The following is a 14,216-nucleotide window of genomic DNA, read 5'->3' on the forward strand; positions in this document are numbered from 1 at the left end:
ACTTAAATTACTACGTTAATGAAGAAAATTACTTTACTAATTGTTGCTTTATTGTTTACAATAGTTGGTTATTCTCAGTTTCCTACTCCAGGTTCTGAAGGATTTGAAGGTACCACAGGTGCCGATTTACCAACTCCAACAACTCCAACTCCATGGAGTTTAGGTACAGGAGCAACAGGAAATCAATGGGCTGTTTTTGATAACGGTGTTGGTTTAACAAGAAGATGGGGTATAAACTCTGTTGTAGCGAATGTTTATCAAGGTGTAAATTCCGCTTACATGGATCGAGAAAATATTGGTCTCGGAAACACTTCTGAAGATTACTTAGCTACACCATTAGTAACTGTTCCTTCAAATGGACAACTACGTTTTTGGACAAGATCAACAATCAGTGGTGCTAATGGTACAGAATATTTAATTAAGGTTTTTGATCAAACCGCACAAGGCGCAGGAAGTCAGACAAATATTGCTAATTATATTAACACACCAGTTCAATGGACTGAGGCTACCTTAAATGCAACTTATAATATATATGAAGAAAAAGTTGTAGACCTTACCGCTTTTGCTGGACATCAAGTTCACATCGCTTTTGTAATGCGTTTTACTCAACCAACAGCTGGGTTAGGCGGAGATAGATGGTTGGTAGATGATATTAGATTAGTTCAAAGGTGTTTAGAACCTACAAATTTATCAGCAGGTTCAATTACGCAGAATTCAGCAAATTTAAGTTGGTTAAATCCAAGTGGTTCTACTTCATGGGAAATTGAAGTTTTTCCATCAGCAACTGGAACTCAAACAGGAGTTGGAGTTGTTTACAATGGTGCTCTGCCATACCCTGCAACAGGATTATTACCAGGTACAGCATACGTTTATTATGTTCGCTCTCTTTGTACAGATGGTTCAAGTAACTGGGTAGGTCCTTTTAATTTTGCAACTACAACACCCGGTTTATCATGTGTAGCTCCAATTACGGTTACAACACTACCCTATAGCACAAATGATAATACAGCTAATTATGGAGATACAACAGATACTAATCAAGGAACAGCTTGTGGTTCAGCCACAAATTTCATGACAGGAAATGATGTGTTTTATTCTTACACACCTACAACTACTGGAGCTATTAGTATTACTATGACTCCTGGTTCAAATAGCTCTTCGATTTTTGTATATCAAGGATGTGCTAACGTTGGCGCTACTTGTTTGGCGGGTGTTGCTAATACTACCAATACAGTAAGATCAATTCCAAGTTTAAACGTAACAGCGGGTCAACAATACATTATTGTACTTTCTGGAACAACAGCAGCTCAAACATATGCTTACTCTCTGGTTATTCAACAGTTAAATTGTGCTCAGCCAACAAACTTAGCAGTATCAGGAATATCATTGAACGGAGGAAACCTATCTTGGAGTAATCCAGGAGGAGCAACTTCATGGGAATATGTTGTGCAAACAGCCGGTTCGCCAATTCCATCTGGCTCAGGTACCCAAACAAGTTCTAATACAACAAATCCTATTACAGGTTTAAATCCTGATACAGCTTATCAATATTGGGTAAGAGCAGATTGTGGAAATGGAACTTTTAGTGCTTGGTCTGGACCTTTTGTATTTAATACATTAGTACCGCCACCAGCATGTGGAGGAACATTTACAGATCCTGGTGGAGCTGCAGCTAATTATGCAGATAATTTAGATTCAACAGTAGTTATTTGTCCATCTACTCCAGGCGAAGTAGTAACTGTAACTTTTACTTCTTTCAATACGCAAGCAAGTAATGATGGATTATATATATTCAACGGAAATTCAGTTGCATCACCTCAATTTTTAAGTGGTAATCCTGCAGGAACTGTTCCTGGAGGTTTAGCAGGTTCTTATTGGGGAACAACTAATCCTGGAGCGTTTACATCTTCAAGTGCTGATGGATGTTTAACATTCAGATTTAGAAGTAATGCAACCACTAATGCTGCAGGATGGGTTGCTAATGTAACTTGTGCATTACCTCCAGCATGTCCGGCTCCTTTTTCTGTAACAGCAAATACAATTTTATCTAGTTCAGCTAATATAGCTTGGACTGCGGCAGGACCTGCAACACAGTGGCAAGTATTAGCTTTACCTTGTGGATCACCAGCACCAAATGCTGCATCTACAGGATGGGTAACGGCAAACACGAATCCTTTTCCATTAACAGGATTGACAGGAGAAACTTGTTATAATGTTTATGTTAGAAGCGCTTGTTCCGTATCAAATTTAAGCACTTGGTCTGGTCCAGCAGTTTTTACTACAACATTAGCGCCACCAGCATGTGGTGGAACATTCAGCGATCCAGGTGGAGTAGCTGCAAATTATGCGAATAATGCTGACTCAACTGTAACAATTTGTCCAACACTTCCCGGACAAGTAGTAACAGTAACTTTTACAACTTTTAATACCGAGGCAACATGGGACGGATTGTATGTATTTAATGGAAATGCAATTACATCTCCTCAGATAGCAAGTGCCAATGGAGCAGGAAATGTTCCTGGTGGCTTAGCAGGATCTTATTGGGGTAACTTAACAGGAGCTAATTTACCGGGTCCATTCACATCTACGGCTCCTAATGGTTGTTTAACTTTCAGATTTAGAAGTGATGGGTCAGTTAACAATCCTGGGTGGGTTGCAAATGTAACATGTGCAGTGCCGCCAACTTGTCCAAATCCAAATACTTTAACAACATCTGCAGTTACTTCAAACTCAGCTACTTTAGCATGGGTTAATCCAAATACTGCAACTACATGGCATGTTTTAGCGTTACCTTGTGGTTCTCCAGCTCCAAATGCATCTACAACAACTTTCATAACAACTACTACAAATCCTCATATATTTACAGGATTAACACCAGATACTTGTTATAATTTATATGTTAGAGCTGTATGTCCTGGAAATGATTTAAGTAACTGGGTAGGGCCAACTACTATAACTACTCAAATTGCTCCTCCGGCTTGTGGAGGAATATTTACAGATCCAGCTGGTGCAACTGTTAATTATGCTAATGGTTCAGATTATACAGTTACTATTTGCCCAACAATACCTACAGAACAAGTAACAGTAACTTTTACAACATTTAATACTGAGGCTAACTGGGATGGATTATATGTTTTTGATGGAAATTCAATAACAGCTCCTCAATTAGCTAGTGCTAATTTAGCAGGAAATGTTCCTGGAGGTTTACCAGGTTCTTATTGGGGTACTTTAACAGGTGCTAATTTACCTGGTCCTTTCACAGCATCAAGTGCAAATGGGTGTTTAACTTTCAGGTTTAGAAGTGATGGTTCTGTAAACGCTCCGGGTTGGGTTGCAAATGTAACTTGTGCTCCAGCTCCTACTTGTCCAAAGCCAACTGCGGTTGTTATATCGAGTGTTACTCAAACAGGTGCCACAATTTCTTGGACTGAAATAGGAACAGCAACAACATGGGAAGTACTTATTTTACCAGCTGGTTCTCCTCCTCCTACAGCAGGATCTGCAGGGATTATTACCACAACTAACCCTTATATAGCAACAGGATTAAGTTCAGGAACACAATATGTTGTTTATGTAAGATCAATTTGCGGACCTTCAGATATAAGTTTATGGTCTAATGTTAGGTCATTTACAACATTAATTGCAAATGATGAATGTGCCAATGCTACAGTAGCGCCAGTTAATCCAACAACAACATGTACTCAAACAGTATCAGGAACAGTAGTTGGAGCAACAGCTTCATCACAACCTAACGCATGTGGCGGAACTGATGATGATGATGTCTGGTTCCAATTTACAGCAACTAGTACCACACATACTATAAACTTAAATAATGTTACCGGAAGTACTACAGATTTATTTCATGTACTTTATTCGGGAACTTGTGGCAATTTAACACAACTATATTGTAGTGATCCTAATACAAGTACTGCTAATAATTTAGTTCCAGGTCAAACTTATTATATAAGAGTTTACACTTGGACAGCAACTGCAAATCAAACTTCTGCTTTTACGTTATGTATAGGTACTCCAGTTCCACCTCCTAGTTGTATAACAAATACTCCAGCAGGAAATACATGTACTGTCGCTACACCTATATGTAATTTGAATGGATATTGCGGAAATACATCAGCATCATATACATCAAATTCATGGCCAGAATTAACAACAGAGTTTTGCGGTTCATTAGAAAACAACTCCTTTCTGACTTTTGTTGCATCTTCATCAACTATATCTTTAGATGTATGGATAACTAGTTCTCTGGATAATTTAGGTATTCAAATTATGATATTTGGAGCTGCTACATGCGGATCTGGGCCTGTTACAGAATATTTATGTTGGAGCCCGGGGAACGTTCCTGCAGGATCAACTAATTTAACTGCAACAGGGTTAACTCCTGGTCAGACCTATTATGTCATGATTGATGGTTTTGCAGGTGATGTATGTAATTATGTTATTGGAGCAAACACTGGTATTCAAACGCCTGTTGCTATTAATACTTCTACAACAACAACTTCTCCTACAATTTGTTTAGGACAAACAGCAACATTAAATGCTACAGGAGGTAATGGTGTTTATACTTGGACTCCATCTACTCAATTAAATACAACAACAGGAAGTAGTGTTATATTCTCTCCAACAGCAGTTGGTACATATAATATAACAGCAACATCTTCTGATAATAACCCATTATGTCCTCAATCGGCATCAAGTACACAAACGATAATAGTTGTTGATTATGTTAATGCAACATTTAATCAGATAGCGCCATTCTGTGAAGGTACAACACCTCCTATTTTACCAACAACTTCTACTACTGGAGTTATAGGAACCTGGTCACCACCAGTTGTTAGTAATACAGTCGGTACAACAACCTATACATTTACACCAGCAATTACTCAATGTTCATTCCCAACAACTATGGATATTGTTGTGACACCGAGTATTGTTCCTGCTTTTTTAGCACCTGCACCAATTTGTCCAGGTTCTCCAGCACCAGTATTGCCAACATCTTCAAATAATGCAGTTCCAATAACAGGAACTTGGTCTCCACCAACAGTAAGTAACACTGCTTCTGGAACCTATACGTTTACTCCAAATGCTGGACAATGTGCAACAACAACAACTTTAAATGTTACTGTCTTACCGAGTTGTGATTTTGGTAGTTATGCAAGTGCTGTTTGGTTGACCAATTGTGCAACTTCAAATTTCTTTAATACTGTTGGAACAGGTGTAGATATAATTGGGCCTGCAACAAATGTTTTCCCAAATACAGATTTAGGAACTTATGTTCAAAATTCAAATGCATTAATTTTAAGAGGTGCAGAAGTAAAAACATTTAAATCTGCATCAGCTAATGTTTGTAGTGCTAGATTAAATTATAGAATTTATCCTGCGGCTTCAACTCCAGGCGCTTTTACAGTAATGAACTTGCCTTTCTTAGATAACTGTGGTGGAGGTACTTTCCCTTCAGGTGGGCCATGTAATACTGGAGATCAAAAATGGCAAAGAGTATTGAATGATTCTCAATCTCCAATTAACTTGACAGCTTATGCTCCAGGTGATTATGTTTTAGAAGTTTATTATGATGTTACAGGAGATGTAAACTCATCAACTGCTTGTGATGATACTATTTTAATTAATAATAATGGTGCAAATTATATTGCTACATATACAATTCAAGCTCAACCTTTATATACGAGTACAAATCCTACAATTTGTGGAGGTACAGATGGTACAATTACAATTTCTGGTTTAGCTCCTAATGAGATTTATAATTTAACTTACCAAGATGATACGACTTCTATTGGTCCTAATAGTATTACTACGAATGCCTCTGGAGAATTTGTTATTACTGGTTTAAATTCTGGTAATTACTCTAACTTCCTATTGTCTATCAATAGTTGTTTATTAACTAATAGCGCACCAATAATTCTGGTTGATGCTAATAGTCCAACAGTAACTGTGAATAGTCCAACAGTTTGTGCTGGTACTCCAGCTACAGTAACTGCTACGCCAGGAACTTCAGGAACTTATAACTATGTTTGGACAGTTCCAACAGGAGCAACTGACCCAGGAAACGTTGCAACATTTGATGCAATATTATCAGGAACATATTCAGTGGTTATAACTAATACGACAACTTTGTGTAGTAGTACTAGTATTTCTTCAGTTGTTACAATAAATGCTAATCCTATAGTTATTGTTAACAGCCCAACAGTATGTGCTGGTACTCCAGCTACAGTAACTGCTACGCCAGGAGCTTCAGGAACTTATAACTATGTTTGGACGGTTCCAACAGGAGCAACAGATCCAGGGAACGTTGCAACATTTGATGCAACATTATCAGGAACTTACTCAGTTGTTATCACTGATACTGCTTCAGGTTGTACTAGTTTAAGTGCATCAGGAATTGTAACTATTAATGCAATCCCAACGGTTACAGTTAATAGTCCGACAGTATGTGCAGGTACTCCAGCTACAGTAACTGCTACTCCTGGTGCAGCAGGAACATATAACTATTCTTGGACAGTTCCAACAGGCGCAACAGACCCAGGAAACGTTGCAACATTTGATGCGGCTATTTCAGGAACTTACTCAGTTGTTATTACTGATACAACTTCAGGTTGTAGTAGTACAAGTGTTTCTTCAGTTGTAACTATTAATACTATTCCTGCAGTAACTGTGAATAGCCCAACAGTTTGCGTTGGTATTCCAGCCACAGTAACTGCAACGCCAGGTGCAGCAGGAACATATAACTATGTTTGGACGGTTCCAACAGGAGCAACAGATCCAGGGAACGTTGCAACATTTGATGCAACATTATCAGGAACTTACACAGTTGTTATTACAGATACAACTTCAGGCTGTAGTAGTTCTAGTACATCAGGAATTGTAACTATAAATGCTAATCCTACAGTAACTGTGAATAGTCCAACAGTTTGTGCTGGTACTCCAGCTACAGTAACTGCTACGCCAGGAACTTCAGGAACTTATAACTATGTTTGGACTGTTCCAACAGGAGCAACAAATCCAGGAAACGTTGCAACATTTAATGCAACATTATCAGGAACTTACTCAGTTGTTATTACAGATACAACTTCAGGTTGTAGTAGCGCAAGTGTTTCTTTAGTTGTAACTATTAATGCTAATCCTACAGTTACTGTGAATAGTTCTACAGTTTGTGCTGGTATTCCAGCTACAGTAACTGCTACGCCAGGTACATCAGGAACTTATAACTATGTTTGGATTGTTCCAATAGGAGCAACTGACCCAGGAAACGCTGCAACATTTACTACAACGGTATCAGGAACTTACTCAGTTGTTATTACAAATACAGCTACAAGTTGTATTAGTTCTAGTGCATCAGGAATTGTAACTATAAATGCTAATCCTACAGTTACTGTTAGTAGCTCAACAGTTTGTCAAGGTTCAACAGCAACAATTACTGCAACACCGGGAATTTCAGGAACATATACTTATGCTTGGACAGTTCCAACAGGAGCTACAAACCCAGGAAATGTTGCTACAGTAAACACTACAATTGCAGGGACATATAGTGTTATTATAACAAATACAGCCACTGGATGTATAAGTTCTAGTGCAAGCGGAACTGTTACAGTAAATTCAAATCCTACGGTTACAGTAAATGATGTAACAATTTGTCAAGGTGGTTCAACAACAGTTACAGCATCACCTGGAACATCTGGAACATATAATTATGTTTGGACTGTACCTACAACAGTTACGAATCCAGGAAACGTTTCTTCTTTCTCTACCAATATATCAGGAGTATATTCCGTAATTATTACAGATACTACAACAGGTTGTTCAAGTTTAAGTGATTCAGGAACTGTAACATTTGTACCATCATTTGATTTTGTAATTGATGGAGCTTGTGTTAATAATAATTTTGTTTTAGAAGTTACACCAACAAATGGTAGTTTTGATGTAGATACAGCAAGTTTTGCATGGACATATGGTACTACACCAGTTGGTAATAATGATTCAACATTCAACGTTACATCATTTGTAAGTTCAACTCCAGCAAATGAGCCGTTACCATTAACTTTTAATGTAACTGTTACTACTTCTGCAGGTTGTATTTTATCGCACCCTATAACATTAGCAGGTATTTATTGTACTATTCAAAAAGGTATTTCTCCTAACAGTGATGGTTTAAACGAATTCTTTGACTTACAGTATCTAGATGTTCAGAAATTAAGTATCTACAACAGATATGGTGCAAATGTTTATTCTAAAACGGAATATACTAAAGAATGGGTAGGACAATCCGATAATGGAAATGAATTGCCAGATGGAACATATTACTATGTTATAGAGTTTAAAAACAATCAGCCAAGCAAAACAGGTTGGATTTATATTAACAGAGAAATAAAATAACAAACTAACTATATAATGATAAATTTCAAAACAATGAAAAAAATATATTTCTTAACTGCGTTTGCTTTGTTGACATTCCTTGATATGAGTGCACAGCAAGACCCTCACTACACTCAGTATATGTATAACATGAGTGTTATTAACCCTGCTTATGCTGGATCTAAAGAAAACCTTGCAGGAGGTTTACTTTACAGAAAACAATGGGTTCAAATTGAAGATGCTCCAACAACAGGAACTTTCTTTTTACATAGTCCAACTGGCAAAAATGTCGGACTTGGATTGTCTGTTATAAATGATAAAATTGGTCCTGTAGAAGAAACAAATATCTATGGTGATTTTTCTTATACCTTAAATTTGGGTGGAGAACATAGATTAGCTTTAGGTCTTAAAGCAGGAGCAACTTTTCATAAGGTTGGTTTACTTGATGAAGTGTTTTATAATGTTCCAGATGCTAATGATGATGCATTTGCATCTAATACCAACAACACCTTTTTAAATATCGGAACAGGTTTATTTTATTATACAAATAAGTATTATGTTGCATTTTCTGTCCCAAATATGTTAAAATCGCAACACTTAGATTTTAATGGTAGACAGTTTGGAACTGAAACATTACACTATTTCTTAACTGGAGGATATGTGTTTGATTTAACTCCTAACGTTAAATTTAAACCATTTGCAATGATTAAATCTGCATTTAACGCCCCAACATCTCTTGATGTATCAACAAACTTTATGTTCAATGATAAATTTGAAGTTGGTGCAACTTACAGATTAGAAGATTCGTTTGGTGCTATGGTTAATTATGCGATTACTCCAAATTTAAAAATTGGATATGCTTATGACCATATCGTTTCAGATTTAAATATAACAACACCATCCTCTCACGAAGTAATTTTGTTGTTTGATTTGAACTTCCCGAAAAAAGTATCACAATCTCCAAGATATTTCTAACATAAATAATAGTAAAAAATGAAAAATCTATATATAGCATTAAGTTTTGTAGCAATTAGCGCATCTGTTTTTGCACAAAATAAAGACACAAAAGCAGCAGACAAATTATTCAGTAGATATGAATATGTTTCTGCAGCTAAGGAATATCAAAAATTGGTTGATAATGGTAAAGGTGATGGATATGTTTATAAGCAACTTGCTGATACATACTATAACATGTTTAACACAACTGAGGCTTCAACTTGGTATGCTAAAGCAACAGAATCTTCTCAAGATGCTGAAACCTATTTTAGATATGCTCAAATGCTTAAAGCAAATGGAAAGTATGAAGAAGCAAACAAGCAAATGAATAAGTTTGCTTCAATGGTTCCTAATGATTTGAGAGCTAAAGCTTTCAAAGAAAACCCAAACTATGTTCCAAAAATTTTAGGAAAAGGCGTTAGTTATACAGTAAATTCTTTACCTATAAGTTCTGATAAATCAGATTTTGGTGCAGTAATGTATGATAACACACTTTATTTTACTAGTGCAAGAAATGGTGCTAGAAAAAATTATGGATGGAATGACGAACCGTTTTTAGATGTTTACACTTCTACAATGGGTGATTCAGGAACTTTTTCTGAAGCGTCTACTTTAACTTCTGTTAATTCAAAGTTTCATGATGGACCAGTAACAATCAGTACTGATGGAAATACAATGTATTTTTCAAGTGATAGTTTTAGAGAAGGTCTTTTCGAAAAAGATAAAGTTAATAAGTTAAAACTTGGTAAAAACAATCTTTATGTTGCTATAAAATCTGGTGATACTTGGACTAATATTAAACCACTACCTTTTAACAGCAAGGATTATTCATTAAGTAATCCAAGTTTAAGTAGAGATGGCAAAACATTATATTTCTCTTCTAATATGCCAGGAAGTTTAGGTGGTGTTGATATTTGGAAGGTATCTATAAATGGGGATTCTTATGGTGCTCCTGAAAATTTAGGAAATAAAGTAAACACAGAAGGAAATGAAAGTTTCCCTTTCATTGCTGATGATAATTCTACATTATATTTTGCTTCTAGCGGAAAACAAGGTTTAGGTGGATATGATGTTTATCAAATTGATTTAGCCAAAGGAACTGAAGCTATAAATATGGGTAAACCAATTAATACTGAAAAAGATGATTTCGCTTTTACTTTTAATAAAGCTAAAAACTTAGGTTTCTTATCTAGTAACAGAAATGGTAATGATGATATCTTTAGCGCTACACCAATTTGTGCAGTTGATTTATTAGTTATTGTGACTAATGCAAAAACTGGAGAAATACTTGCTAATGCAAAAGTGGCAATCCTTGATGACAAGAAAAATGTTATTGCAACTGAAACTTCTAATGATAAAGGTGAAGTTAGTTTCAAAGTTGAATGCGATAAGCCTTATTCAATTCAAGCTTCTAAAGATGGTTTCGAAGGAAATGTATTCCCAGTTGCTAAAAGCAAAGGACCAAGTGCTAAAATTGATGCTGCATTACAACCAATTGATGTAATTGTTACTCCAACAGAGATTATTTTAAAACCAATTTATTTTGAATTTGATAAGAGCAACATCACTCAAGAAGGAGCTTTTGAATTGGATAAATTAGTTCAAGTGATGAAAAATAATGACAAGTTAGTAATTTATGCTAAATCTCACACAGATAGAAGAGGAAGTGATGATTACAACATGACTTTATCTGAGAGAAGAGCTCAAGCGACTGTTCAATATGTAATCTCTAAAGGTATTTCAGCTGAAAGAATTTCAGGAAAAGGATTCGGAGAATCTGAGCCTAAAGTTGCATGTGATAAATGTACCGAAGAAGAACACTCTCAAAACAGACGTTCAGAATTCTTAATCGTGAAATAATTAAGATTTATTCAATAAGATTTAAAAACCGAGATGAAATTCTCGGTTTTTTTTGTTTTCTAATCCAAAGAAGTGTCACGATTAATAGTGTTTTTATTTATTTTAAGACATTTTTCTGATAAATACCTAGTATCTTTTCAAAGTCTAAGAACTTGTTTAAAACGCAATTTATTTCAATTTCTCTTTAGTTAAAATAATAAACACTATTTATGTGAGTTATAATTTAGAATACATTGTTGATGAATTTTTTTAAGCAGAAAAATGAAAAAAAAAATTATATTATTTATCTTATTGGTTTTTTTGTTTTCCTCTTTTATCTCTTACAAAGAACGTTGGGATGAAAGTAGAGATTGTTGGTCACCTTTAATGGTTGCTATTTATAAAAATAAAATTAAGAAGTTTGAAAAATTTATAAAAAGCAAAAAAGGTATAACTTATGTTTCTATTTGTGATAAAAGTGACTATGAATTAACACCTTTAGAAGTTGCTATTAGATGTGAAAATGCATATGCCGTTGAGCTTTTATTGAAAACAAGAGCGTACAAAAATCTTGATGAGTATTTATTAATTGCATCTGGTCATGAAAGTATAAGAACTGTTGCTTTAATAATTCAATATGGAGGAAATCCAAATTACAAAGATGAAAATAATCATACTATAATCATGCAAGCTACTAGCTTTAGCACCGTTGAAGTTTTAAAGACTATACTAAGTTTTAGTTCACAAAACATAAACATTCAGAGAAATAAAAACTCAGCGACTGCGTTAATGCTCGCTTCATATGCAAAAGATATAGATAAAGTTAAACTTCTTTTAGAATATAAGTCAGATATAAAAATAAAAGACAATAAAGGTAGAACAGCATATGATTATCTAAACACAGATTATATTAATAAAAACTGTAATGAACAGCAAATGAATGAACTACGAAAATTGCTAAAAATTGATTAGTGAATAGTAAACAAAAAAAGAGCTTCCAATTCTGGAAGCTCTTTTACTATAAAGTCTATTGTAATTTAGTTAATGACAATATTGTCAATATTACAATTTGTAGTATTTAAACTTGTACCAGAAATATTACTACCTGTATATTCAAAAATGATATAACCGTTTCCTTGCACTGATGTTGGAATAGTATAAGTTCCAGCAGAAACAAAAGAAGTTGTATTAGCACCTGGGAATGTAAAGCTAGATGAAATATCAAACAAAGTAGCTTTAGAAAGTTTTTGACCTGGTACATAGTCAGTAGATCTATATACTTTCAAACCAAATGCAGTACTATAGAAGTCAGCATCAACTTGAAAAGTTAAAGAATTAGCAGCTGTAAAATCTACAGGAACAACAAAATAAGATTTGTTGCTCTCTAAAGAACCTCCAAAAGCAGACATTTGAATACATTTAGATCCATTTACAGTTTTAATAATCCAATCTTTGGTACCAGAAGTAGCAAAATTTAAATAGCTTGTAAAACCTTTTTGGTTAGAAGCAAAACTCTCAAAGTTTTCAGTTAAACTAGGATTAAAAGTATAAGTTCTAGGATTAGTTAATTTAACATCATTTTGATGTCTAACAATAAACTGATAATCTGAGCCATATTTAGTCATTACACCTCTAATAATACCTCTTCCTGAAGGAACATTTTGATAAGCAAAAAGAGCGAATTGACTAACTCTAAAGTATCTTGTAGTACCACCAGCAATATCAACGATATTGTGATTAGTTGCGCTACCTCCAGAATCAACATCAAAATAAGTTCTTGCTAATGAACCATCAGCAAATTGAACATTAGTTATTTCAATTAGTGTATTCAAGTTTGCATTGGATGCAGCGGTTGATAATGATACTTGTCTTACCATATCATCTTCAGAAACTTTAGTTGCCGATACGAAAAGGTATTTTTGCCATTCATTTTCAGAAATTCTTCCAATTTCTCCATTGTATAGAGATCCAATTTTTAATGATCCGTCAACAACAGCAGTATATAAACCTTTCAATTTAATATAGGCCTTTCTACCAGGTGTAAATCCTTTTCCATATGATGAAAAATTTGCAGTTACACTAAAACCTACTGGTTGCGATGTGTTTGTTGCAATATTTTGAAAACTGATAGAGTTATAAAAAGTACCAGTTTCATCAGTAGAGGTAACATATCCTTCAATGATGTCATCTGCCGTATATTGTACAGGAATTGCAGAATTGTTAAATGTAACAATATCTTGTACAGTTTTTGTAGCAGTAAGTTCGTAAGTAACAATACCAGTATCTGGATTGTCCATGTTGGTGTCATCGTCAACGCAGCTAGTAAAACTAACTACAAGAGCGAAAATGGATAAAGATGTGATAAATTTTTTCATAGTTTTTTAGTAATAAAGTCTTATGTTATCAATTTGATAAGTAGCATCTAAACTAGTATTGGTTCCAGAACCTTTAACTTTAAATGCAAAATATAATGTACCATTAAATTTTGATAAGTCTACTTCGCCAGAATTTACCCATTCGTAAAAGTCATTACTAGGTTTAGGCGTAGTTACAGGCAAACTTAACCAACTAGATTGATTAAAATTAGCGATGTTTCCATCATAATCAGTTGAAACCATCAATTCTAAAGTGTTATCAGCAGATGTTAAAAATGCATGGGCAGCTTGGAAAACCAATTTTTCACCATCTTGTTTACTCATATCAAATGCTGGAGAAATAAGCCAAGCGATATTTGAAGCTTGACTAGAACCAAATGATGTAAATTCAGCATATCCATTACCAGAGTATACCTCTTCCGTAAATTTCTTAGTTCCTGCTTGAGCATAATTTGCCCAACCAGTAGAATTTAGAACTTGACCATCAGTATTGTCTGTGAAATTTTCAACAAACAATGTTGTTTTAGCTTTAGGATATTCTACGTCACTTTCACTTGTACAACTTGTAAAAGACGTAAAACCTGCAATAACTAAAAGCGAATAAATAAATGTCTTTTTCATGCT

The 14,216-nt window shown here is 34.8% G+C and carries 6 protein-coding genes; 4 read left to right on the plus strand and 2 right to left on the minus strand.

Annotation, left to right across the window (positions count from 1 at the left end; genetic code table 11):
• The first annotated feature begins 18 nt into the window (after positions 1–18).
• The 4 genes from ABD771_RS08750 (at position 19) to ABD771_RS08765 (ending at position 12,189) form a co-directional block, all read left to right on the plus strand.
• On the plus strand, positions 19–8,403 hold the full coding sequence (locus ABD771_RS08750; RefSeq protein WP_345093620.1) for a fibronectin type III domain-containing protein: 8,385 nt from the start codon (positions 19–21) through the stop codon (positions 8,401–8,403).
• A gap of 33 nt (positions 8,404–8,436) precedes the next feature.
• Complete coding sequence (locus tag ABD771_RS08755) at positions 8,437–9,357, plus strand: PorP/SprF family type IX secretion system membrane protein (RefSeq protein ID WP_345093622.1); 921 nt, start codon at positions 8,437–8,439, stop codon at positions 9,355–9,357.
• A gap of 18 nt (positions 9,358–9,375) precedes the next feature.
• Positions 9,376–11,238: an OmpA family protein gene (locus ABD771_RS08760; protein WP_345093624.1), complete on the plus strand. Its 1,863-nt coding sequence runs from the start codon at positions 9,376–9,378 to the stop codon at positions 11,236–11,238.
• A gap of 261 nt (positions 11,239–11,499) precedes the next feature.
• Positions 11,500–12,189 (plus strand): ankyrin repeat domain-containing protein, encoded by a 690-nt coding sequence (locus ABD771_RS08765; RefSeq protein ID WP_345093627.1) that lies wholly within the window; start codon positions 11,500–11,502, stop codon positions 12,187–12,189.
• Positions 12,190–12,254: 65 nt separating this feature from the next.
• On the opposite strand, the gene ABD771_RS08770 is transcribed toward ABD771_RS08765, so the two are convergent.
• Together ABD771_RS08770 and ABD771_RS08775 are read right to left on the minus strand one after the other, a co-directional pair.
• A complete protein-coding gene (locus tag ABD771_RS08770) occupies positions 12,255–13,592 on the minus strand; it encodes a DUF5689 domain-containing protein (protein ID WP_345093629.1) in 1,338 nt (445 codons plus the stop codon).
• Positions 13,593–13,598: 6 nt separating this feature from the next.
• Positions 13,599–14,213 carry a choice-of-anchor J domain-containing protein gene (locus ABD771_RS08775; protein ID WP_345093631.1) on the minus strand — a complete coding sequence of 205 codons (615 nt, stop codon included), beginning with the start codon at positions 14,211–14,213 and terminating at the stop codon, positions 13,599–13,601.
• Between the last annotated feature and the right edge of the window lie 3 nt (positions 14,214–14,216).

It is taken from the genome of Flavobacterium chungnamense (assembly GCF_039539165.1).
In the GTDB taxonomy this organism is placed as follows: Bacteria; Bacteroidota; Bacteroidia; order Flavobacteriales; family Flavobacteriaceae; genus Flavobacterium; species Flavobacterium chungnamense.

Coding starts and splice junctions, on each gene's coding strand:
- ABD771_RS08750 (WP_345093620.1), top strand. CDS start 19: ATGAAGAAAATTACTTTACTAATTGTTGCTTTATTGTTTACAATAGTT.
- ABD771_RS08755 (WP_345093622.1), top strand. CDS start 8,437: ATGAAAAAAATATATTTCTTAACTGCGTTTGCTTTGTTGACATTCCTT.
- ABD771_RS08760 (WP_345093624.1), top strand. CDS start 9,376: ATGAAAAATCTATATATAGCATTAAGTTTTGTAGCAATTAGCGCATCT.
- ABD771_RS08765 (WP_345093627.1), top strand. CDS start 11,500: ATGAAAAAAAAAATTATATTATTTATCTTATTGGTTTTTTTGTTTTCC.
- ABD771_RS08770 (WP_345093629.1), bottom strand. CDS start 13,592: ATGAAAAAATTTATCACATCTTTATCCATTTTCGCTCTTGTAGTTAGT.
- ABD771_RS08775 (WP_345093631.1), bottom strand. CDS start 14,213: ATGAAAAAGACATTTATTTATTCGCTTTTAGTTATTGCAGGTTTTACG.